Source organism: Hahella sp. HN01, from assembly GCF_018986435.1.
In the GTDB taxonomy this organism is placed as follows: Bacteria; Pseudomonadota; Gammaproteobacteria; order Pseudomonadales; family Oleiphilaceae; genus Hahella.
On the sequence record NZ_JAHMIN010000004.1, the window covers coordinates 201,410 to 223,543 of the forward strand.

18 protein-coding genes are annotated in these 22,134 nt (G+C 53.5%); 8 read left to right on the top strand and 10 right to left on the bottom strand.

Annotated features, from left to right (window positions below):
* Positions 1-63: 63 nt before the first annotated feature.
* The 3 genes from KP814_RS05785 to yegD all read left to right on the top strand — a co-directional run bounded on the left by KP814_RS05785 (position 64) and on the right by yegD (position 2,439).
* Positions 64-402 (top strand): hypothetical protein, encoded by a 339-nt coding sequence (locus tag KP814_RS05785; protein ID WP_216735864.1) that lies wholly within the window; start codon positions 64-66, stop codon positions 400-402.
* Positions 403-440: 38 nt separating this feature from the next.
* Positions 441-794: a hypothetical protein gene (locus KP814_RS05790; RefSeq protein WP_216735865.1), complete on the top strand. Its 354-nt coding sequence runs from the start codon at positions 441-443 to the stop codon at positions 792-794.
* A gap of 265 nt (positions 795-1,059) precedes the next feature.
* Positions 1,060-2,439 (top strand): molecular chaperone, encoded by a 1,380-nt coding sequence (yegD, locus tag KP814_RS05795; protein ID WP_216735866.1) that lies wholly within the window; start codon positions 1,060-1,062, stop codon positions 2,437-2,439.
* Between the two features lie 178 nt (positions 2,440-2,617).
* Here the strand turns inward: yegD and KP814_RS05800 are convergent, their stop codons facing one another.
* The 3 genes from KP814_RS05800 to KP814_RS05810 form a co-directional block, all read right to left on the bottom strand.
* On the bottom strand, positions 2,618-2,848 hold the full coding sequence (locus KP814_RS05800; protein WP_216735867.1) for a hypothetical protein: 231 nt from the start codon (positions 2,846-2,848) through the stop codon (positions 2,618-2,620).
* A 341-nt stretch (positions 2,849-3,189) separates the two neighbouring features.
* A complete protein-coding gene (locus KP814_RS05805) occupies positions 3,190-3,384 on the bottom strand; it encodes a DUF6316 family protein (RefSeq protein ID WP_127969866.1) in 195 nt (64 codons plus the stop codon).
* A gap of 260 nt (positions 3,385-3,644) precedes the next feature.
* A complete protein-coding gene (locus tag KP814_RS05810) occupies positions 3,645-5,420 on the bottom strand; it encodes an ABC transporter substrate-binding protein (RefSeq protein ID WP_216735868.1) in 1,776 nt (591 codons plus the stop codon).
* Positions 5,421-5,738: 318 nt separating this feature from the next.
* Here KP814_RS05810 and KP814_RS05815 point away from each other — a divergent pair, with 318 nt between their 5' ends.
* Both KP814_RS05815 and KP814_RS05820 read left to right on the top strand, forming a co-directional pair.
* Positions 5,739-7,232 carry a SulP family inorganic anion transporter gene (locus KP814_RS05815; protein ID WP_371824036.1) on the top strand — a complete coding sequence of 498 codons (1,494 nt, stop codon included), beginning with the start codon at positions 5,739-5,741 and terminating at the stop codon, positions 7,230-7,232.
* Positions 7,232-8,095 carry a universal stress protein gene (locus KP814_RS05820; RefSeq protein WP_216735869.1) on the top strand — a complete coding sequence of 288 codons (864 nt, stop codon included), beginning with the start codon at positions 7,232-7,234 and terminating at the stop codon, positions 8,093-8,095. Before KP814_RS05815 ends, KP814_RS05820 begins: the two co-directional genes overlap by 1 nt.
* Positions 8,096-8,192: 97 nt before the next feature.
* On the opposite strand, the gene KP814_RS05825 is transcribed toward KP814_RS05820, so the two are convergent.
* The gene (locus KP814_RS05825; protein ID WP_216735870.1) at positions 8,193-9,263 is read right to left on the bottom strand and encodes a 3-deoxy-7-phosphoheptulonate synthase; all 1,071 of its coding nucleotides are present in this window, start codon (positions 9,261-9,263) and stop codon (positions 8,193-8,195) included.
* Between the two features lie 756 nt (positions 9,264-10,019).
* Between KP814_RS05825 and KP814_RS05830 the strand changes: the two genes are divergently transcribed.
* The gene (locus tag KP814_RS05830) at positions 10,020-11,825 is read left to right on the top strand and encodes a DUF1631 family protein (RefSeq protein WP_253938189.1); all 1,806 of its coding nucleotides are present in this window, start codon (positions 10,020-10,022) and stop codon (positions 11,823-11,825) included.
* 3 nt (positions 11,826-11,828) lie between these two features.
* A complete protein-coding gene (locus KP814_RS05835) occupies positions 11,829-12,248 on the top strand; it encodes a PilZ domain-containing protein (protein WP_216735871.1) in 420 nt (139 codons plus the stop codon).
* Positions 12,249-12,319: 71 nt separating this feature from the next.
* Here KP814_RS05835 and KP814_RS05840 read toward each other — a convergent pair whose 3' ends face one another.
* The 6 genes from KP814_RS05840 to KP814_RS05865 all read right to left on the bottom strand — a co-directional run bounded on the left by KP814_RS05840 (position 12,320) and on the right by KP814_RS05865 (position 20,217).
* Positions 12,320-13,390 (bottom strand): alpha/beta fold hydrolase, encoded by a 1,071-nt coding sequence (locus KP814_RS05840; protein ID WP_216735872.1) that lies wholly within the window; start codon positions 13,388-13,390, stop codon positions 12,320-12,322.
* Between the two features lie 257 nt (positions 13,391-13,647).
* Entirely contained in the window at positions 13,648-14,430 is a 783-nt protein-coding gene (locus tag KP814_RS05845; protein ID WP_011396388.1) for an enoyl-ACP reductase, read from the bottom strand.
* Between the two features lie 257 nt (positions 14,431-14,687).
* Entirely contained in the window at positions 14,688-16,277 is a 1,590-nt protein-coding gene (locus tag KP814_RS05850) for an ABC transporter ATP-binding protein (protein ID WP_216735873.1), read from the bottom strand.
* 13 nt (positions 16,278-16,290) lie between these two features.
* The gene (locus KP814_RS05855; RefSeq protein WP_216735874.1) at positions 16,291-17,322 is read right to left on the bottom strand and encodes an ABC transporter permease; all 1,032 of its coding nucleotides are present in this window, start codon (positions 17,320-17,322) and stop codon (positions 16,291-16,293) included.
* 3 nt (positions 17,323-17,325) lie between these two features.
* On the bottom strand, positions 17,326-18,411 hold the full coding sequence (locus tag KP814_RS05860) for a microcin C ABC transporter permease YejB (protein ID WP_216735875.1): 1,086 nt from the start codon (positions 18,409-18,411) through the stop codon (positions 17,326-17,328).
* A gap of 3 nt (positions 18,412-18,414) precedes the next feature.
* Positions 18,415-20,217 carry an extracellular solute-binding protein gene (locus KP814_RS05865; RefSeq protein ID WP_216735876.1) on the bottom strand — a complete coding sequence of 601 codons (1,803 nt, stop codon included), beginning with the start codon at positions 20,215-20,217 and terminating at the stop codon, positions 18,415-18,417.
* Between the two features lie 381 nt (positions 20,218-20,598).
* Between KP814_RS05865 and KP814_RS05870 the strand changes: the two genes are divergently transcribed.
* Positions 20,599-22,041, top strand: a complete 1,443-nt coding sequence (locus tag KP814_RS05870; RefSeq protein WP_216735877.1) for an HDOD domain-containing protein — start codon at positions 20,599-20,601, stop codon at positions 22,039-22,041.
* Positions 22,042-22,134 lie beyond the last annotated feature (93 nt).

The following is a 22,134-nucleotide window of genomic DNA, read 5'->3' on the forward strand; positions in this document are numbered from 1 at the left end:
GGACCTATCGGTAAGTTGTGCGCAGCCTGCGCCGCGCCGTGGATATGGGAAATGGATCGCATAATGGAATCTCTTTTGTCCTTCATCAACAATTCTGTCTTATGGCTGGTCTATATTGTTCTGGACCTGCCCGGCGAAATCAGCGCTCGCAATGCCGCAGAGCGCCATCAGCGCAACTTGAGCGCGCTGGAAGCGACGCTGAAGGAAGGTGGCCAAGCCAGCTCGACCATCATTTCCGATGGCGAGCGCATGCAGGCGGTTCTTTACTATGATGGGGAATTCAGGGCGACCCTTAAGGGGGAAGAAAAGGAGTCGACAACGATGGGTTTTCAAACCATCGACGCGCTGGATGAATACTTAACAAACTCAACGCCTTTCAGGGCGCGTGACTTTATTGCGTAACACCATGCTTAAAATAAAAAAGACGGAAAGGATTCATTATGAATAAAGACATCTGGTTGATTTATCACAAGTCCTCACTCAGCCCCCGTTCGTCCATCAATATGGACGGCTCCGATTACATGGTCGGCGTCAGCGCCGTTCCCGCCAGAGAGATGATGGAAGCCATTGAGCTATTCAAAGAGCATCTGCGGGAAGACTACATGGCCCCCATGGAGTTGTGGAAGTGCGTGAAATGGGGCTCGGGCGATTATGGTCTGGAAAGTGAAATCGGCGCGGATATCGAAGAATCCGTCACCCTTGCTCAGGCCAGCAACACCACCATCACCACCGGTATTTCCTCCGAATTTCTGGCTGACCTGGAGGAAGAGCTTGTTGTGGTGAAGTCTGAGTGATGCAAAAGTAAGACGGCAAGACGCGTTGTTCAAAATCCGTCTTCAACAGCGACCAGACGCACAAGCCCTTACTGAGTAACGCAAGTAAATGTAAGGGGCGACGAAACGGGCGCATTTGTTCAAGTGCGCTCGTTTTGCTGTGCGTGTTTACCCGTTAATCAGGCAGGCGACGTTGTCTCGTCGTCCGAATCTATCTCTATTTAAACTAGAACACCCCGACCCGCATCGTTATAATCGCCGGCTTTTTTCCAAAAAGGGGCCAGTTATGTTCGCCGGTTTTGATTATGGGACCTCCAATTGCGCGCTGGGCGTGATTCGTCGCGGAGAAGAGGCGTCATCGGAGGTGAAGTTGCTGGGCCTGGATCGGGACTCGGTGTTGCTGCCTTCCAATCTTTATGCTCTGGATCGCAGTCTGGTATGTGAATATGTCGCCGGGCGCATTGCTGATCCGGACGCCCGTGAATCCTATCTCACCTCCCGCCCTAACGCTGCCGGACAGGCGCAACGCGCCCGCCGCGAGCTGAGCATCGGTTCTGACGAACAAGTGCTGTGCGTCGGCCGGCAGGCGGTGGATCTGCACATCGAAGCGCCGGATGAAGGCTTTTATATCAAGTCTCCCAAATCTTTCCTGGGTTCTGGCGGTCTGAGTCGGCCGCAACTCGACTTCATTGAAGACGTAGTCACCGCCATGATGATATGGGCGAAGTCCCAGGCGGAGGCGAACGCGGGAGCGGAGCTGTCGCAAGCGGTGATCGGTCGTCCGGTGAATTATCAAGGAGCGGATAGCGACGCGGCGAACCGGCAGGCCATGGAAATCATGACCTCCGCGGCGCAGCGGGCGGGATTCAAAGACTTTGAATTCATGTATGAGCCTCTTGCTGCGGGCGTTAACTTCGAAAGTCGCATGCAGCAGGATCAAGTGCTGCTAGTCGTCGATATCGGCGGCGGCACCACCGACTGCTCCATGGTGAGAATGGGGCCGTCGCACCGCAATAACGACAATCGCAGCGATGATTTCCTGGCGCACTGCGGCCAGCGCACCGGCGGAAATGATCTGGATATCTACCTGACATACAAAGGCCTGATGCCGTTGTTTGGTCTGGGAACCGATAAAAAATCCGGTCTCACCATGCCCACGCAGCCGTTCTGGAGCGCCATCGAAATCAACAATGTGCGCACTCAGGCGGAATTCAGCGCCTGGCAGACCCGCGATGACATCGCGCAGCTATGCCGCGACGCCAAACGCCCGGAGTTATTGAACCGTCTGTTGCTGCTGCAGGAAGGCCGCAAGAGCTATCAGTTGGTGCGCAGCGGAGAGCAGGCCAAGATCGAGCTGTCAGACGCAGACGCCCATGAGGTGAATCTCGACTACATCGAAAAAGGCCTCAGCCAGCCTTTGGATCGCGCGATGCTGGGCGAAGCGATTCAAAATCCGCTCAACCGGATTATCGACATCGTGCGCGAGGCGCTGAAACTGGCGCAGTGTCGCCCGGACCTGGTATACCTCACCGGCGGCAGCGGCAAATCCCCGGTTATCCGCGCCGCGCTTGAGCAGGAACTCGGCGAAATTCCCGTCGTGGACGGCGACTTTTTCGGCAGCGTCGCGGCGGGGTTGACCCAATGGGCCGCTAAAATCTACCGATAACAGGCTGCCGATAAAGGCGTTAACAAAGGTCGCAAAGTAAGGAAACAAAATGGAGCGAGTGATCAAGAAACTAACGTTAGGATTGTTTGGGTTTTGGTTGCTCGCTTTGCTAAAGAATAACAGGTAAATGGCGATTGGTTATCGGCATATAAAAGTCAGAAGTAGCATCCTATCTATGTTAATCATAATAAGGCGGCAATTTTCCAGCGAGTAACTTTATTAACTCGCGTTTTTTAAACCCTAAGTAATCATGATGACCACTTCCTGTTTTATTGTCTGCAAAAATTTCGGCCTCATCAGGGTTGGACTGCTTATGCCGGCTTATTAGAAACTCTTCATATTCCCTTTTGATTTGAGCAACTTTCATATTTTCCCAATATGAATCATCTGAACTCTTTTTCTTCTTCATTGCTGGCCCCCGACATAAGCGTGATGATTTAGCTTGGTTATAGCTCTATGTCTCGAGTCAGACAAGGCGGTGCAGTGCTATAACTTTAAAGGGCGTCTCGATTATGTCCAAGTTAGCCTGATGGCTCAGGGGGAGGGCAACTGTAACTTGATCAGTTCAGGAAGGGGTTGTCGTGCAGTTTCGAATAGGATAAGTAGGTTATTTCAACAATGTTCAATTTACGGGGGAGAAATTTCCAAACACCCGCTTTTTACTTAGAGTCGCGCTGCTAAGACTGGCGGGCGCTTGGCTCATTTTGGGCTATCTTCCTGTGATAGTTCGTCATCCTTGCATTCCCTTTTTTATTCCGCTTCTACCTGCATGTAGTCGATATAAGCGTTGAGTCCGTCTTCCGCTTCTTGCTGCGAAGCGTAGGGGCCGATGGGAATTTGTTCGCGGGTCAGGTAGAACCACTCGCCGTTTTCGATATAAAAACGATCTGAGCGATCGTAGCTGGGACGCTGAAGCGCGTCGTCGGTGCGTGTCATTTGGTTCATGTCTACTCAATAAGAAACTGCTGTTAGAACCGGAAAGGCGAAAAATTATACACATTTACACTTTGTTACAAAAGAGTGAAATGCCTCGCCCTTCTAAGACTTTCAGCGAATACCCCTCATTTTGACTAGGGTATTCCCTAGGGACGGAGTCATTTTGGGGCTCAGATAGGGCGCCGGTCGATTAACTAGAGTGACTTCTTTGAACTCCCAGTCTCCGACCGGCGCATCGTTCGTCGTAATACCTTGTGTTCCTGGCGATATCAGCGTACGCGGCCGTTCTTCCAGGCTTTCAACAGCTCGTCGTAAGATGCCGTAACGCCCTTGGGTTTTTCATTGGATAGTTTGGGCTTGGGCGCGCCGGGTTGGCGCAGCCAGTAGTCTGCGCCCTTGACCTCACTGGCGTCCGCGATTTTGGGCGCGCAGGACTGCAGCTCCATGTTTCTCTGAATAACCGCCATCGCCCGATCCTGCCTTTCCGCCAAAGTGTCCAGCGCCTGCTGCGGGGTTTTCTTGCCGGTGATGGCGTCCGCCAGCGTCGGCCACCAGTAGCGCGATAGCTTGGGGTAGTCCGGGACGTTGACGCCGGTGGGCGTCCAGGCTTTGCGGGCGGGACTCAAGTAGAACTCCACCAGTCCGCCCAGTTTGGGAGCGGCTTTTTGCATGGCGGCGGATCTCAAGTCGGATTCGCGAATCGGCGTCAGGCCCACCAGAGTTTTCTTCAGGGATACGGTTTTGGCCACGGTGAACTGCGCATACAGCCAGACCGCTTTTTGTCGGGTTGGGCTCATGTTTTTAGGGATGGTCCAGGAACCGGCGTCCTGATAACCCAGCTTCATCCCTTCCTGCCAATAGGCTCCGTGAGGCGAGGGCGCCATACGCCATTTTGGCGTGCCGTCGCTGTTCACCACTGGCAGCCCGGGTTTGGTCATGTCCGAAGTGAAGGCGGTGTACCAGAAAATCTGCTGGGCGATGTGGCCCTGCGCGGGAACGGAGCCAGCTTCACTGAAGTCCATTTTGATAGCTTCCGGCGGCGCATATTTCTTCAACCAGTCGATATATTTCTCCAGGGAGTACACGGCGGCGGGGCTGTTGGTGGCGCCGCCGCGATCCATACTGGAGCCCACCGGGTGGCAACCTTCGATGCGGATGCCCCATTCATCTACGGGCTTGCCGTTGGGCAGCCCCGGGTCTCCCGCGCCGGCCATGGAAAACCAAGCGTCGGTGAAGCGCCAGCCCAAAGACGGATCGCGCTTGCCGTAATCCATGTGTCCGTAAACCCGTTCGCCATCGATGTGTTTGACCTTGTTGGTGAAGAAGTCGGCGATGTCCTCATAGGCGGACCAGTTGATCGGCACCCCGAGTTCGTAACCGTAAATCTCTTTGAACTTCTTCTTCAGATCCGGGCGTTGGAACCAGTCGTAGCGAAACCAGTAAAGGTTGGCGAACTGTTGATCGGGAAGCTGATAGATCTTGCCGTCGAGCCCGGTCACGAAGCTGACGCCGATAAAGTCGTTGATGTCCAGAGTGGGCAAGGTGACGTCTTTGCCTTCCCCTTGCATGAAATCGCTCAAAGCGAGAATACGCCCGGAGCGGGAGTGATTGCCGATCAGGTCGGAGTCGCTGATGAAGGCGTCATAACGGTGTTGGTCGCCAATGAACTGCACCCAAAGGCGGTCAATGACTGTGCCTTCCGGCTGCAATTCATGGTTGATCTTAATCCCGGTCAGTTCGTTGAACGCCTTCGCCAACACTTGGGATTCATATTCGTGGGTTTTAATGGTTTCCGACAGTACGTTCAGTTCGAGTCCCTGATAAGGCGCGGCGGTGTGGATAAACCAGGCCAGCTCTTCGATTTGCTGATCCCGGTTGATGGAGGAGTCCTTGAACTCGCTGTCCACCCATTTTTCCACCTGCGCGCGTTTTTGCGGCGTCAGCCTGTCGGCATAGGGGCCGGCGGCTGCGTCGGCGGTATGCAGCGCCGCAGCAAGAGTGAGAGAAAGCATAGAGACGCTGAAAGTGTTTTTTATTGTGATCATAACTACTCAACCTGTCTTCGTATTTGTTCGTTTTTATTTGAGAAAGGAAAGCGATACAGCCGGCATTCGAAATATGACGCCAATTGCAATGGATAAAATTTATACACAAAATGCCGTAATTTAAATGGCTGGCGCTGAATTATTTGTAATTATTCGTATGTGAATAAGCTAAGTGGGTGCGATGAATGGATTTTCTAAAACGAAAAATTTGGAAAAATGGCGTTTTTGTGCGCAATGTGTATAATCCAACGCCCTTTTTTTATCGGTCTCGCCTTTCTGGTGAAGGCCGCTCCGCTTCTGATCGTTCGTGGAACAAATATGTTGTTACTTTCAAAAAAACATGACTGGCTGGGAAATGTGCGCGCCGATCTGCTGGCCGGACTGGTGGTTGCGCTGGCGCTGATTCCTGAAGCGATTGCGTTTTCCATTATCGCTGGCGTTGACCCCAAAGTAGGGCTGTACGCGTCTTTCTGTATCGCCATGACTATCGCTATCGTCGGCGGCAGACCCGGTATGATCTCCGCCGCCACCGGCGCCATGGCGTTGCTGATGGTGGATCTGGTGAAAGTTCATGGCCTGCAGTACCTGCTTGCAGCCACCTTGCTGACCGGCGTATTGCAGATACTGGCCGGGTATCTGAAACTAGGCCAGTTGATGAGCTTTGTCTCACGCTCGGTGGTGACGGGCTTCGTCAATGCGCTGGCGATTCTTATTTTTGTATCGCAATTGCCGGAGCTGACCAACGTCACCTGGCACGTATACGCCATGACCGGGGCGGGACTGGCTATCATTTATCTGTTCCCCCATGTGCCGGTGATTGGTAAGACCCTGCCGTCGCCATTGGTCTGCATTCTGTCCATGACCGCGGTGGCGGTGCTATTTGATCTGGACATCCGTACGGTAGGCGATATGGGCAAACTGCCGGATACGCTGCCAATCTTTCTGTTCCCCGACGTACCCTTGAACTTTGAAACGCTGGCGATCATTTTCCCGTTTTCCGCACCCATGGCGGTGGTGGGATTGTTGGAATCTTTGATGACGGCGACTATCGTTGACGACCTGACCGACACAAAGAGCGAAAGAAACCGTGAATGTAAGGGGCAGGGCATCGCCAATATCGTCGCAGGGCTGTTTGGCGGCATGGCTGGGTGCGCCATGATCGGTCAGTCGGTGATAAACGTTAAATCCGGCGGTCGCGGCAGGCTATCCACTTTCGTAGCGGGCTTTTTTCTGCTGGTGATGATCGCTTTCCTGGGGCCTTGGTTGTCGCGTATACCCATGGCGGCCTTGGTGGCGGTCATGATCATGGTGTCTATCGGTACTTTCAGCTGGGACTCCATCATTAATCTGAAGAAGCATCCGCTCTCCACCAACATCGTGATGATTTCTACCGTTGCCATGGTCATCGCGACTCATAACCTCGCTTACGGCGTTTTTCTCGGTGTGTTGCTGGCGGCGTTGTTCTTCGCCAATAAAGTCAGCCACTTCATGTATGTCGAATCCGCCCTGAGTGAAGATGGCGCCCAACGCACCTATCGGGTGGTGGGGCAGGTGTTCTTCAATTCATCCGACAAATTTGTCGCCAACTTTGATTTCAAGGAAGTCGTGGACAAAGTGGTCATCGACCTGCATCGCGCGCACTTCTGGGATATCTCCGCCGTTTCTGCGTTGGATAAAGTAGTGATAAAGTTCCGCCGGGAAGGGGCGGATGTCGAGTTGATCGGCCTGAACGAGGCCAGCGAGACAATTGTTGACCGCTTCGGCGTGCACGATAAGCCCGAAGAGATCGAGAAAATCATGGGAGGTCATTAATGGATAACAATAACAAGACGGTGTTGGCCTGTATCGACGGCTCCAACTTCAGTCGCGCCGTTTGCGATTACGCCGCCTGGATTGCGCAGCGTGTCGGCGCGTCCTTGAAGCTGTTGCACAACATCGAACATCGCGAAGCGCCCGCCGTGTCGGATCTGACTGGCAGCATTGGTCTGGGCAGCAGAGAGAAACTCCTGGCGGAGCTGACCGACCTGGAGCAGCGTCGCAGCAAGATTTTGTTGCAGGAAGGCAAACTGATGCTGGAGGCGGCGAAAGAAAGAGTGATCGCCGCTGGCGTCAGCGATCCCATCGTCAACCAGCGTCACGGCGGTCTCACCGAGGCGCTGATTGAGCTGGAGGACGATATCGGGGTGCTGGTGATGGGCATTCGCGGCGAAGAGCATGAGAGTCAGGCGGGCCGCGTTGGCGCGCATCTGGAAACCATTATTCGCTCCCTGCATCGTCCGGTCCTGGTGGTGAATGGCGAATTCAGCGCGCCTCAGCGCATTATGCTGGCCTATGACGGCAGCGAAGCCGCTGGCAAGGCCCTGAATATGGTGGCGGAAAGCCCGTTATACAAAGACCTGCGTTGCCATGTCGTGCATGTCAGTCGCGACGGCAAGGCCAATGAGCAGGTGCTGGAGCAGGCGGCGCAACGTTTGCGGAACGCTGGCGTTGATGTCGTCACGGCCAAACTGACTGGCGCGGTGGAGCAGGAATTATGCGACTACCAGCGTCAGCACGATATCGATTTGACTGTCATGGGCGCTTACAGCCATACCCGTCTGCGTGAACTGCTGCTCGGCAGCTTCACCGCCAAGATGCTGACAATGACGCAAAAGCCATTGTTATTGCTGCGCTAGGATTTCCTGGAGAAACAGGGATAGTTTGAACAGGATGATTTAAGAAAGAGGGAAGGCGTCCGCCTGTGCGGCGGACGCGAACTTTCTGACCCGCCGTCTAGATACGCTTTGGTAAAACGTCTTTCAGCTTGTCGTGCATATCGCGCAAGGCCTTTTCTGTGGTGGCCCAGTCGATACAGGCGTCGGTGATGGAGACGCCATATTGCAGATCCGCCAGATCGGCGGGGATTGGCTGATTGCCGAAATGGATATTGCTTTCCACCATCACGCCCACGATAGACTTGTTGCCTTCCATGATCTGATGAGTGATGTCCTGCATGACCAGCGGCTGCAGTGACGCGTCCTTGTTGGAGTTGGCGTGGCTGCAATCCACCATGATGGCTTCGCGCAGTTTGGCTTTCTGCAGTTCCTTCTCGCACAGTGCGACGCTGACGGAGTCGTAGTTCGGCTTACCGCCGCCGCCGCGCAGCACCACGTGACCATAAGCGTTGCCTTTGGTGCGGATGATGGCGACTTGTCCTTCCCGGTTGATGCCCAGGAAGGAATGCGGATGCGAGACGGAGCTCATGGCGTTAACCGCCACAGTGAGGCTGCCGTCGGTGCCGTTCTTGAAGCCGATAGGCATGGACAGGCCGCTGCTCATCTCACGGTGAGTCTGAGACTCAGTGGTTCTGGCGCCGATGGCGGACCAGGAGATGGTGTCCTGCAGGTATTGCGGAGAAATCGGGTCCAACGCTTCCGTCGCGGTAGGCAGGCCCATTTCCGCCAGCTCCACCAGCAGTTGCCGTCCCAGGTGCAGGCCTTTCTCAATTTCGAAGGAATCATCCAGGTTGGGGTCGTTGATCAATCCTTTCCAACCGATGGTGGTGCGCGGTTTTTCGAAATACACGCGCATAACCAGATAGAGAGTGTCCTTTAATTCGTCCGATAACGTTTTAAGTTTCTGCGCATACTCTTTGGCGGCCGCCACGTCGTGAATCGAGCAGGGCCCGACCACTACGAACAGACGGTGATCCTTGCGATCAAGAATATTGCGGATGGTTTCGCGACCCTCGATTACGGTTTGACCCGCTTGTTCGGACAGAGGGATGTCGCTCTTAAGCTGGTCAGGAGTAATGAGAATCTCCTGACTGTTTACATTTACGTTTTCAATCTGATTTAAGGACATGCTTGATCCCTACTTGATTTCCCGTGTCAGCACTCCAGGCGTCAGGCGAACTTCGCTTATGGGAAAAAGAGTTCGTCAGGTCCCCGATGGCGCTGGTTTGATTTGATCCCGCCGGCGAACCCCGCGGCGCGGCCGGGCCCGGGCAGGACAAGAAGAATAGCAAGCTTGCCGGCGTTAGCCTATAGATGAATCGAGGAAATTCAGCGCGCAGAGGGAGTTTGCGGGCGGTTTAGCCGCGGAATGGGAACCCGGAGACGGAATTTTCCGTCTCCGGTAGGGTCGGCGTTAGCCGACTATAGGCAACACTGGGGCAAATAGGGGAATTCGTCCAATGGACGTCTGTCCCTGCGCCGGTCAGTGCTGCGACGCTCAAGGTTTTTGATCCTGGGCGCGTTCGATCCCGGTTGGTTGCGACGCTCTCTGCGGCGGCGATCTTCGCAAAGGTTATACATCGAGTCCTCCTTGTTATTCACTGCTGTTCGGTCTTGCGGACTCTGCTTTAAAGCATAACAGTATTACGTTTGTGAGGTCATATTGATTGGTCATAAGAGGGGTCTGTACAGAATTGGCGGTTATAGGCGACGCGCATGAAATATCTGTCAGGCGCGACCCGTCCGCGACAAATCCGACTATACTTTTAGAGTCGTCCGGACATTTTTAACCTCGCGTTTTTATTCCCCTCTAACACCGGACCGCTTCGGCCCGGATCTCGCTGATGCGGCTGTCTTGAAAAGATGGGTTGCGTGCAAAAGGTACATGATGGAGCAAGCTGAAGTTACAGTAGAAGCCCTTTCCGCGGCCTTGGTCAGACTGGAGCTTCCAGAGACGAAAGAAATCTTTTCTTTTCTTGGCGACACCGCCGCGCCGCCGCAAATCGACAGAGAGCGCCATGAGGTGGCGGACAAGCTGGCCAGCGTCAGCCGGGAGAAGCAGGAAAACCTCAAAGGCGTGGTGCTGGCGCTCAATAAAGAACTTGGCGGATTGGACAGAACGCTGGTCAACTGCCTTACTTTCATCGACCGCGCGGCGGAGCGCTGGGAAAACGCCAGCCCCCTGGACCCATTCGTAAAGAAGACGCTGCTGCGTCGTAAATACATATTCGCCGCCTTGCTGCTGGATCAGCCGGAATTCGTCATCAACGAAGAGCACCCGGTGGCGCGCCTGCTGGCGTTGGTGGAAAAGCTGTTCATGGGATGGGAAGAGGGCGGAGGCCAACCGCCGCCCTTTGTAATGAAGTCCCTTTCAGCGCTGACGCATCTGCTGGATGACGACAACTGCCTCAGCTCCGACGAGCAGCGTCGCGCGTACGACGCCTTGATGGCGGAGTGGCAGCGGGAAAGTCAGCGCCGTCATCAATTGGAAAAGCGCCTGATTGAAACTGAATTGGGGCTCGATAATGCCTGGTATATCCACCAGAAGGCCGCGATGGCGGTGAATCAATCAGCAGAGGGGGTAGAGCTGCCGGAAGTGGTGGTGCAGTTCATGAAAGGGCCCTGGCTCGACTCCATGCGTCTTGTGCTGTTGCAGGAAGGCGAAAGCAGCAAACACTATTCGATCATGCGTAAGCTGTGCGATCGCATTGTGTTCACATTTCGCGGCGATCACACGGCCGCCAGCCAGCAGAAGTTATACACCTTCGCAGGATTGATCGTAGAGGAGCTGGAGAAACATCTGGTGAGCCTGAGCCACAATCCCAACGATGCGGAGCAGACCCTGGCCTGGCTGGAGGATATCCTGATGAGCATCGTCAAAGGTCAGGATGTGGAGCGGGTGATGTTCACGCCGGCTCCCACGGAGCTGGATGAGGTCAGAGATCAGTTGCAGATTGACGAACTGGCGCTCACGGAATTGCGCGGGGGCTGGTTCAACCGGTTCGACAAAGTATGCAAGTTTCTGGTCTATCTGCCGGGGCAGAAAGTGGTGGTTTGGGGCGACTATAACGGCAGAAAAACGTCGATGGAGCCCATAGAGGATTTGATCAAAGACAAGAATGAAGGACGCCTGCAGGCGTTCGATGGCTCGACGCGCATTCAGCAAGTGTTTTATGAGCTGGCCAGGGAGTATATTGTCTGGGATCGGGCGCAGCGTTTGCGTCAGCAAAGTTTGCTGGCGAAGGAAAAGGCGCTGCGTAAGGCGGCGCAGGAAAAAGCGGAAGCTGAAGCCAAGGCGATCATCGCTGCGCGGGAAGAAGCCGCCAGAAAGCTGGAGCAGGAACGCCTGGAGGCGGAGCAGGAGTTGCTCCGGCGGGAGTTGGAAGAGCAGGAAAGAAAAGCCCTGGAGAGACGTCAGCAGGCGCGTAATGCGATAGACGGCCTCAAAGTGGGGGGCTGGGTGCAGTTGCAGAAGGGAGGCGAACCTGTGCGCTGTAAGCTGGGCGTACGTTTGAACGCCACGGACAAGCTGATATTTGTAGATGATTTCGGGATGAAAATAACAGAAATGAAACGTGATGAGGTTGTGGACCACATTCTCGACGGGCTTTTTGAAGTGTTGGGAGCGGGTGTGGAAATGGAAGAAAGGTTGTCCCGCGCCTTGGGCAGAATAGGCATTGCGAAGAGGTGACGTATGTCGGTGAAAGAAAACCCCCTGGACGATAACCAGCGCACGGAGCCGCGTCTGCCGCACAATGAAGTGATTTATGTGGAGATCATGACCCCTGGCGCGGTGGAAAGCGACGATCTCAATCCGGCGGTGCGGGCGACCGAGACGGTGGATATCTCCGCCAACGGGCTGCAAGTGCGTATTCCAGAGGCGCTGCGAGTCGGGGCCATCTTGCAGATATGCATCCTGCGGGAGAAAACCGGCGACAAGTTTCATCTTACCGCCGAAGTGAAGTGGCGCAAACGCCTGCCAGGAACTTATGGATATATGACCGGATTGGCGTTGTTTGAGTCCGAAGAGACCTCCATCGTCGAGTGGAAATTGGCGGTGTCAGCCATGTTTTCCGATGAGGACGCCGACCACGCGGATCACGTCACCCACTGAGGATTTGTAATCCTCGGGGTGACGGAATGATTATGGCGTGGTCGCCGGGAGAGGGCGATGCGCAGAAGGCGTCAGATGCCCTCCATCGGCTCGAAGCCGCCGTCGCCCTGCAGAATGGATTCCAGCTCCTCAATGGAAGGCTCGCTGCGTGTCGGCGCCTGCTGCAGGTCTGACAGGAATACGATAGCGTCCTGCACAGTCTGGTAGGCGATCTCCTCCATGGGCACGTGTCCTACCCCGGGATAGCTGATGAACTTGATGTTTCTGACGTCCCCGCGCCAGCGCTCCGCCAGTTTTATGGGAACCCAACGATCCGCTTCTCCCCACATCAATAGCGTCGGCGAGCGAATGTCCGCGAAGGGAAGGTTGCGTTGCTCCGCCGCGGCTTCTTTCATGATGCGCATGGTGCGCACGTAAATCTTCCTGGCGCCGGGGCGCTGGGACATGTGTACGTATCGATAGAGATTGTCCTGGCTGATGCGCTTGGGATCGCCATAAACCTGCTCCACATTGCGCGTCACTAATATGGGCGGTTGCACATAGTTGGCCAGTGTTCCCACCACCGGCATGGTGGCCAGATCGAATACTCCTGGCGTGTGTTCCTGCGGGTAGCCTACCGGGTCAATCAGAATGAGCTTTTCCACCTGTTCTGGATGCTCCGCGGCATAGCGGGCGGAAAGATAGCCGCCAAAGGAGTTGCCCGCCAGACTAAATCGGGTTAGCTCCAGTTGTCTGATGAACTTGCTGAAACGGATGTAAACGTAATCTTCATCGAAGTCGTCGGCGTCTTCCGGCCCTCCGGTCAGGCCATAACCGGGAAGATCCAGAGCGATGACGCGGTAGTTCTTGCGCAACTCCTCAATCCATCCTTCCCAAGTATGTAACGACGACATGATGCCGTGCAGCAACACAATAGTCGGACCTTCGCCGACGTCGCGATAGTGGATCTGCAGGTCGTCCACTTCCATGAAGCGGGAGTCTTTATCCGCGTATTGCTTCTTTAACTCTTTCAGGGGAATGTCTGCGACGCCCAGGGCGTTGGCGAGAGTGGGACTGGCTTTGAGAGACGGCTTGAGGCCAGCGCAGCCACTGAGCCCGACGACGAATAGAAGGCAGAACGACAGTAAGAGCTTCCTGTTCATATGCGGCTGAAATACTCCTGGTGTGGATTTTGTTTTTATATGCGTTGCGCGGTGGGAGCGTCATGTCCCGAGATAACAAAAGGTTACATTAACCCTAATGTCGGACTCATACAGTGACGTGGTGCTGAAAACCAATACGCGCCTGTGGGATAAGGGCCTTGGAGAAAGCTGACGAAGAGAGGTTAAGAAAAGGGGAGACGTTTAAATAAGGAGCCGGCATGATCCGGCTCCCCGGTATTGCAGTCAGCAGCGATAGCTTATTCGCCGCCTCTGGCGGTAATGTTGAAGCCGCCGTCCACGTACATGATTTCACCGGTCACGCCGCTGGCCAGATCAGAGCACAGGAACAGCGCGGCGTTGCCCACTTCTTCAATGGTCACGTTGCGACGCAGCGGGGTCTGCTTCTCGTTTTCCTGCAGCATCTTACGGAAGTCCTTGATGCCGGACGCCGCCAGAGTGCGGATGGGACCTGCGGAAATCGCGTTGACGCGAGTGCCTTCCGGCCCCAGGCTGCACGCCATGTAACGGGTGTTGGCTTCCAGGCTGGCTTTGGCCAGACCCATTACGTTGTAGTTGGGGATAACGCGCTCTGCGCCCAGATAGGTCAGAGTGAGCAGGCTGCCGTTGCGGCCTTTCATCATTTCGCGGGCGCCTTTCGCCAACGCGACGAAGCTGTAGGAGCTGATGTCGTGGGCGATGCGGAAGCCTTCGCGAGTGGTGGCGTCCACGTAGTTGCCGTCAAGCTCGTGGCCTGGCGCGTAACCGACGGAGTGCACCAGAATGTCGACGCCGTCCCAATGCTGGCCGAGGTCTTTGAACAGTTGTTCGATTTCAGCGTCGCTGCTTACGTCGCAGGGAAATGTCAGCTTGGAGTCGTATTCCGCGGCGAAACCTTCCACCCGGCCCTTGAGCTTATCGTTCTGGTAGGTCAGGGCGATTTCAGCGCCTTCCCGATGGAAAGCGTCAGCAATACCTTTGGCGATGGATAATTTACTTGCAACACCGACGATCAGTGCTTTTTTTCCGCTTAGTAATCCCATTTTTCTATCCTGTAGTTATCTTCAGAGAGACCTTCAAGCTGTTTATGAATAAACGGCCGATGATTGTATTTACTTAAGCTAACATCCAAAACTTATTGTCGGCTGAAACATTAAATATTTTCTTACTAATCACGGCGACGCTTCTATGAGTCTTTAGTATGACAGAAAAAGGCGCGCCGTGGCCCGTCCCGCAACGCCCCGGGAGAATTTAACGGGACGAGGGAGGGCGCGCTGGTATGAGATGTAGCCGCTTTGTATTAATAAAAAGCAGTTTCCAATAATTTGCGTGTGTAGGGCTGCGTCGGATTGGCGTAAATGGCGTCGCAGTCGCCGGCTTCCACCAACTCACCGCCCTGCATGACCACGATACGGTGGCAAAGGGCTTTCACGACTCGCAGATCATGACTGATGAACAAGTAACTGAGATGATGCTCTTTCTGCAGTCGCTGCAACAGCTCGATGACCTGCTGCTGGATGGTGCGGTCCAGAGAAGAGGTGGGTTCGTCGAGAATCAGCAGCTTGGGTTTCAGCACCAGCGCGCGGGCGATGGCGATACGTTGCCGCTGTCCACCGGAAAATTCATTGGGATAGCGATAGCGCCATTCCGGATCAAGCTCCACTTCCCGCATCGCCTCAATCACGCTTTGCTCGCGGCTGGCGGCGTCGCCGATTTTATGGATTTCCAATCCCTCGCTGATAATCTCCTCGATAGTCAACCTAGGGCTGAGAGAGCCGAAAGGGTCCTGGAAAATAACCTGGATCTCCCGACGGAGCGGCTTCAGGGATTTGCTGTCCAGCAGGTCTATACGCTGACCGTTGTAATTGATGACGCCTTCGCTGTTTTCCAGGCGCAAGATACTGCGCCCCAGCGTGGACTTGCCCGAGCCGCTTTCGCCTACCAGTCCGACGGATTCTCCGGGCAATATGCTCAGGCTGATATTGTTCACGGCTTTGATGTGGTCCACCGTGCGCTGGAAGACGCCTTTTTTAATCGGGAACCAGCATTTCAGTTCTTTTACTTCCAAGATGGGTGTCTTATCTTTTGCGATTTGGGGGGGCGTTCCATGAGGCTCCGCCTCAATCAGCTTTTTCGTATAAGGGTGAGAAGGATTGGAGAATAGCGCCTGAGTTTCTCCCTGTTCGACAACATTGCCTTTTTCCATGACAACAACATAGTCAGAAAGCTTCCTCACAATGTGCAGGTCGTGAGTAATAAACAGGACGGACATATTCATCTCTGCCTGCAGCTCACGGATCAAATCCAGAATTTGCGCCTGTATGGTAACGTCCAGCGCCGTAGTTGGTTCATCGGCGATCAATAATTTGGGCTTGTTGACCAGCGCCATGGCGATCATTACGCGCTGTCTTTCCCCGCCAGAAAGCTGATGCGGATACGCATTGAGTTTTTGTTCCGGATTGCGGATGCCGACTTTATTGAGCCAATCCAGCGCGAGCTCCATGCACTGCTTTTTGGTCAATCCCTGGTGTCTTTCAATGGTTTCCGAAATCTGCCGATGAATCTTATGCAGTGGGTTGAGAGAGGTCAGCGGCTCTTGAAAGATCACGCTTATCTCATGGCCGCGCACTTGTCGCATTCGAGACTCCGGCGCGCTGATCAGGTCTTCTCCTTGCCAGAGAATCTTGCCGCTTTTGAATTTGAGAGGAGGGGAGTTCAGGAGCTTGAGTATCGACAATGAGCTAACGGACTTGCCGGAACCGCTTTCGCCTACTAGCGCCACAGTCTGTCCCGCTTTGATATCAAAGCTGACGCCATGGACCACCTGATTTTCTTTGCCTCCCTGGGCAAAGCTAAGAGTCAGGTCTTGCATGCTTAAAATTTTATCCATGAGACTCTCTCAGTTAGTAGCTGGTGCGTGGGTCAAGGGCGTCTCTGACAGCCTCTCCAATAAAGACCAATAAGCCCATAAGTAGCGCGAGAACAACGAAGGCCGTGATGCCCAGCCAGGGGGCCTGTAAATTAGCTTTGCCCTGAGCCAATAACTCGCCTAAAGAGGGGGAGCCGGCTGGAAGGCCGAAACCCAGGAAGTCGAGCGTAGTGAGCGTTTCCACCGAGCCTGATAGTATGAACGGCATAAATGTCAGCGTGGCCACCATTGCGTTAGGTAAGATATGTTTGAACATGATTCTCCTGTCGCCCATGCCCATTGCTCTTGCTGCGGTGACGTACTCAAAGTTCCTGCCACGTAAAAATTCTGCTCGTACCGCGCCAACGAACCCCATCCATGTGAAGAGAAGAATGAAACCGAGCAATACCCAGAAAGTAGGCTCAATGATGCTGGCCAGAATAATCAGGAGAAACAGCGTTGGCATACTCGCCCAGATTTCGATAAAGCGTTGGAAAAACAAGTCTATCTTGCCGCCGTAATATCCTTGCATCGCCCCCGCGATTACTCCAATGATGGCGGAGATAATGGTTAGGCTAAAACCAAATAAGACAGATATTCTGAATCCATAAATCACCCGGGCTAATACATCTCGCCCCTGATCATCGGTTCCTAACAAGTTTTTTGTGCTTGGAGCGCTTGGAGCGGGAGAATCCAGATCATAGATGATTGTTTTATAGCTGTATGGAACCAGCGGCCAAATCATCCACCCTTTATCGTCAATCAGCTTGGCGACATATGGGTCTTTATAGTCCGCTTCGAACTCGAATTCTCCACCGAACTCTGTTTCCAGATAGGTGTTCCAAATTGGGAGGTAATAACTGTCGTCATACTTCACGAGAATAGGTTTGTCATTCGCGACAAGTTCTGCGAATAGACAGAATAGGAATATGAACAGAAAGAGCCAAAGTGAGTAAAAGCCCATTCGATGAGATTTGAATGCTTGCCAGCGCCGCGCACTTTTATTGCTGAGCTTGAATGACGCCATTAGCTAGCCCCTTTTCTCGAAGTCAATTCTGGGGTCAACCCAGGTATAAGTAAGGTCGGATATCAGTGATATTAGAAGCCCCATTAAAGTGAAGATATAGAGAGTGCTGAATACAATGGGGTAATCGCGTTGGGTAATTGCTTCAAAGCCCAAGAGTCCGATTCCTTCAAGAGAGAAGATCACTTCAATAATGATTGAGCCGGTGAAAAAAATTCTGATAAATGCGCCGGGAAACCCCGAGATAATGATTAGCATGGCGTTGCGGAATATGTGTTTATAAAGCACTTCCCGCTGAGTGAGCCCCTTTGCCTTGGCGGTCATGACATACTGCTTGTTGATCTCATCCAAAAATGAGTTTTTGGTTAAAAGGGTTAGTGTTGCGAAGCCGCTGATAACCATCGCCAAGACAGGCAGAGTTATATGCCAGAAGTAATCCAGAATCTTATTGGGCCAGGATAAACTGTCCCAGTTTTCGGAAACCAGGCCACGCAGTGGAAACCAGTCAAAGTAGGTGCCGCCAGCAAATAGAATTACCAGCAAGATAGCAAACAGGAAGCCTGGAATTGCGTAGGCGATGGACAGTACGCTGCTGGTCCATCTATCAAATTGATGCCCATTTCTCAGGGCTTTTGAGATGCCAAGGGGAATGGAAATCATGTAAATAAGTAGAGTTGTCCAAAGTCCAAGTGAGATGGTGACTGGCATTCGCTCTATTATAAGGCCAACAACGCTACCGCTTTTGAACAGGCTATCGCCAAAGTCGAACATCACATAGCTTTTCAGCATATTCCAGTAACGTTCGTGGATTGGCTTATCAAACCCGAAGCGCTTCTCTATCTCTGCTATAACCTCAGGGTCTAAACCTCTCGCTCCGCGGTATTGAGAGCTTTCACTGGCTGCTGATCCTACATCCTGTTGGTTAGCGCCAGATATTTTATCCAGTCTGCCTCCTTCAAGTGACATGGCTTGGGCCATGGCTTGATCTACCGGGCCTCCGGGGGCTATCTGGATAATGAAAAAGTTAATGGTGATGATCGCCCAAAGGGTGGGGATCATCAGTAGGAGTCGTCTTATTATGTAAGCGGCCATAGATTAACGCCCAAGTTGCGCTGCTTTGTCTTTGTCAAACCACCAGGTGTCCTGCCCTAAATCGTATTTGGGGCGGGTTTCAGGACGGCTGAATTTGTCCCAATAGGCGATGCGGAAGGCGCTGAGGTGCCATTGTGGAATCATGAGGTACTTCCATAGCAGTACGCGATCCAGCGCATGTCCGTAGACCATCAGTTTGTCTGGGTCTTCCTGGCTTTTTTCTATCCCTTCAACAATCGCATCCACCGCTGGATCTCTAAGGTTGGCGGAGTTCCAGGTGGAATCGACAAAGCTGGAGTGGAACAGGATTTTGAGATCGCTGGAAGGATAGGAGAGGGCGGGATAACGGAACGACACCATGTCGAAGTCATGGGTGCGCACGCGGTTGATGTACTGGCTTGGGTCCACTTGGCGCAGATTCATGATGATGCCGATTTTCTCCAGGTTTCTCCTCAGCGGCGCTGCTGAGCGCTCTGTAGTGGGGCTGTAGCTGAGAAGTTCAAATTCCATTTGTTGGCCGGTTTTGGCGTTGACGGTCTTTCCATCTCTCAGCTCCCAGCCAGCTTCCTTCAATAATTGGAGCGCGATGCGGATATTGTCGCGAATGTAGCCGTCGCCGTTGGTGACGGGCAGCTTGAATGGCTTCTCGAATACTTCCGGCGGAAGCTGGTCTTTTAGCGGATTTAATATTTCCAGCTCTGCTTCGCTGGGAAGCCCTGAGGTGGAGTAAGGCGTATTGGTGAAGTAGCTGGTGGTGCGAACATATTGGCCATAAAAAAGCGCTTTATTCATCCACTCGAAATCGAGCAGATAGCTCAGCGCTTTACGAACGCGACGGTCTTTGAAGATAGGGCGTTCCGTGTTGTAGACGAAGCCGGTTGTGCTCTGAGGGATACTGTGGGCCAACTCTTCTTTTTTGACGAGCTTGTTCTTGATCGCCGGAAAATTGTAGGCTGTCGCCCAGTTTTTGGCTTCACCTTCCTGCCAAAAATCGAATTCGCCGGACTTAAACGCCTCGAATGCAACAGTGGCGTCCCGGTAGTAATCGTAGCGGGTGTAGGTGATGTTGTTGCGGCCCTTGTTGACGGGCAGGTCTTTGCCCCAGTAATCATCCAGCGTTTTCACTACAACATATTGGCCGTAACTGTAATCGCTGATGGTGACGCCGCTGCTGCCCAGGGGAACATCTTTGATAGGGTCGCCGAAATTACGGGAAGCCCAGTAGTGCTCTGGCAGGATTTTGAGACTGAACAAGGAGAACATCTGCTCCCTGTTGGCGTCCTTCATAGAGAACTTGACCTGATGCTCATCCAGAACTTCGATTGAGGTGATGAATGAATAATATTTCTTGAATTGAGGCACGCCCTCATTGGCGAACTTCTCAAAGGAGAATTTGACGTCCTGGGCGGTGATCGGCTTGTGATCCTGGAAGGTCGCCTTGGGATTGATATGGAAAATGATCCAGGAATAATCAGACGCGAACTCAATCTTCTCCGCTATCAACGGATAGTAAACTTCAATTTCGTCCTGTGACGCGATCAGCAGGCTATCGTATAGCTCGTCTGCGCCTGCTCCGGAAGTGCCCCTTTGCGCATAACGGTTAAAGTTGTCGTAGGTGCCGATGGAGTGAAGTCGGATCGTGCCGCCTTTGGGCGCGTCGGGGTTAACGTAATCGAAGTGGGTAAAATCGTCCGGGTACTTGGGTTCGCCCCTGAGCGCGATGCCTTTTGCTGTGATGACCTCCGGCTCTCCATAACATACCAAACTAACGGCGCATAAGAGCAGCAGAACGAAGGATCGAATCATTTCATAGCCTTGTTAAAGGTTAATTTATTGAAAACAAGCAGTTATTGATATTAGCAGTTTAATGCGGGCGTACAAGATGATTGACGGACCGCCGCCGTAAACTGTGATCCACGCGTCCTTGCCGACAAAATCCCTGCGCCCGGTGGGTGGGCGTTCCTGTTTGCATGTTGCTTTGTCCGGCGCGAGGCTTCAAGCGCTTTATATTACGATCCGTTTAGGCTGAGCCGCTCTCTTATCGCTGTCGCGCAACTTGTTGGACGCGCCGCGAGACCCCATAAACGGCTGACTTCCCGTAAAGCGACTACACTTATTCAACGCATGACTTTTACGCATCCTGCGGCGACTTCTACTATTTAATTAAGAGAACCCAGTAGAGCGATCATGGTTTTGGCAAAGACAAAGGCGCCTTTTGGCCTGGACGAATGGCTTGAAGAGTTGGCGCACATGGACGCTGTGGTGATGGGGGCGATCATCAGGCAACTGAACCAGTTGACGGCCTCGGAGGAGTCCTCCGTGGCGCAACTCTCGGATGTGGTGCTGAAGACCCCCGCGCTGACCTCAAAAATAATCAAGCTGGCGAACAGTGCGGTGTATAACCCCAGCAGGGCTCCCATACCCACTGTCAGCCGGGCGATCATGCATATCGGCTTCAATGCGGTAAGGGCGATTTGCGTGTCCTCCATTTTGATGGAGGCGTTGTTGAAGCAGCATCCTCGCGATAGCCTGGTCATGCAAATGGCGCGGTCCTTTCACGCCGCCGTACAGGCTCGCAATCTATGTGATAAAGCGCGAGCGGATGTAAAAGAGGAAGTGTTCGTCGCAACGCTGTTGCTGCACCTGGGAGAAATGCTGATCTGGGGCTACCCTCATCCCGCTGTGGACAAGGCCTATCGCATGTACCAGCAAGGCGTCTCCACGCCGGAACTGGAATCCTTGTTAGGTGTGACCTTCGACCGGCTGACCCGGGAAATGGCCAATGAGTGGGGGCTGGGAGACACGCTGAGCGAAGCTTTGTCGCCCCCGGATGAACCCAGCAGAAAGGCGCAGGCGGTGCGCTTGGGCGAAGACATCTCCATCGCCGTGGAGAAGGGCTGGGACTCTCCAGAAATGCAGGCGGTGTTGAAGCGAGTGTCGGTGTTCAGCAACACGCCCGTCAATACCATCAAGGCCAAGCTGCAAGCCAGTATGGAGGAAGCGGCTGAGTTGTCCAGGGAGTACTCTGATCCGCAGATTTCCAGAATTCTGGAGCAGACCAGCCGGGAGGCGAAGTCCGCTGAACTGGCGTCGGATGAACCTCTGCTACAGCCGGACCCACAGTTTCAGCTGGAAACCTTGCAGCGCATCATGCAAATGATGGCGGGGAAAATCGATACCGGAGTCTTGTTCCAGACGGTGTTGGAAGGTCTCCATCGAGGGGTGGGGTTGGAGAGAGTCGTATTGGCGATTTTCAATCAGCCGCGAACGCAGGTTGGTGCGAAATTCCTGGTGGGGCAAAAAATGATCAACTGGCGCGAGCGGTTCAGATTCGCCTATGACAAGTCGCAGGATAACTTTTTCCACGCTGTCATGAGTTCGCATCAGTCCGCCTGGATTGGCAGCGGCAGCTATGCTTCCCTTAGCAAACTACGCACTCGCAACTTCATCGATATCGTTGGGATGGGGGATTTTTTTATCGGGCCCGTTATCGCCAACGGTAGAGAGGTCGGCTTTCTCTATGCGGATTTAAGAGTCAGCGGGCGACCCATGAGCGAAACTTACTACACGGGGTTCAAGCATTTTGTGCAGCAAACCTGTTTATGTCTGTCGCTGCTGGCGAAGAAATAAGCTCGTAGCGGGCGCTGTTGATTAGACAACTTCTCTTATTTCAGCAATAAAAAAGCCAGCGTTGTCGCTGGCTTTTTAGTCGCTTCGTTTACG

Excerpts from the sequence above, each read along its gene's own strand:
- KP814_RS05845 (WP_011396388.1), bottom strand. The coding sequence starts at position 14,430 with ATGGGATTACTAAGCGGAAAAAAAGCACTGATCGTCGGTGTTGCAAGT.
- KP814_RS05860 (WP_216735875.1), bottom strand. The coding sequence starts at position 18,411 with ATGGCCGCTTACATAATAAGACGACTCCTACTGATGATCCCCACCCTT.
- KP814_RS05820 (WP_216735869.1), top strand. The coding sequence starts at position 7,232 with ATGGATAACAATAACAAGACGGTGTTGGCCTGTATCGACGGCTCCAAC.
- KP814_RS05805 (WP_127969866.1), bottom strand. The coding sequence starts at position 3,384 with ATGAACCAAATGACACGCACCGACGACGCGCTTCAGCGTCCCAGCTAC.
- KP814_RS05830 (WP_253938189.1), top strand. The coding sequence starts at position 10,020 with ATGATGGAGCAAGCTGAAGTTACAGTAGAAGCCCTTTCCGCGGCCTTG.
- KP814_RS05800 (WP_216735867.1), bottom strand. The coding sequence starts at position 2,848 with ATGAAGAAGAAAAAGAGTTCAGATGATTCATATTGGGAAAATATGAAA.
- KP814_RS05870 (WP_216735877.1), top strand. The coding sequence starts at position 20,599 with ATGGTTTTGGCAAAGACAAAGGCGCCTTTTGGCCTGGACGAATGGCTT.
- KP814_RS05825 (WP_216735870.1), bottom strand. The coding sequence starts at position 9,263 with ATGTCCTTAAATCAGATTGAAAACGTAAATGTAAACAGTCAGGAGATT.
- KP814_RS05790 (WP_216735865.1), top strand. The coding sequence starts at position 441 with ATGAATAAAGACATCTGGTTGATTTATCACAAGTCCTCACTCAGCCCC.
- yegD (WP_216735866.1), top strand. The coding sequence starts at position 1,060 with ATGTTCGCCGGTTTTGATTATGGGACCTCCAATTGCGCGCTGGGCGTG.
- KP814_RS05865 (WP_216735876.1), bottom strand. The coding sequence starts at position 20,217 with ATGATTCGATCCTTCGTTCTGCTGCTCTTATGCGCCGTTAGTTTGGTA.
- KP814_RS05785 (WP_216735864.1), top strand. The coding sequence starts at position 64 with ATGGAATCTCTTTTGTCCTTCATCAACAATTCTGTCTTATGGCTGGTC.
- KP814_RS05810 (WP_216735868.1), bottom strand. The coding sequence starts at position 5,420 with ATGATCACAATAAAAAACACTTTCAGCGTCTCTATGCTTTCTCTCACT.
- KP814_RS05850 (WP_216735873.1), bottom strand. The coding sequence starts at position 16,277 with ATGGATAAAATTTTAAGCATGCAAGACCTGACTCTTAGCTTTGCCCAG.
- KP814_RS05855 (WP_216735874.1), bottom strand. The coding sequence starts at position 17,322 with ATGGCGTCATTCAAGCTCAGCAATAAAAGTGCGCGGCGCTGGCAAGCA.
- KP814_RS05835 (WP_216735871.1), top strand. The coding sequence starts at position 11,829 with ATGTCGGTGAAAGAAAACCCCCTGGACGATAACCAGCGCACGGAGCCG.
- KP814_RS05840 (WP_216735872.1), bottom strand. The coding sequence starts at position 13,390 with ATGAACAGGAAGCTCTTACTGTCGTTCTGCCTTCTATTCGTCGTCGGG.
- KP814_RS05815 (WP_371824036.1), top strand. The coding sequence starts at position 5,739 with ATGTTGTTACTTTCAAAAAAACATGACTGGCTGGGAAATGTGCGCGCC.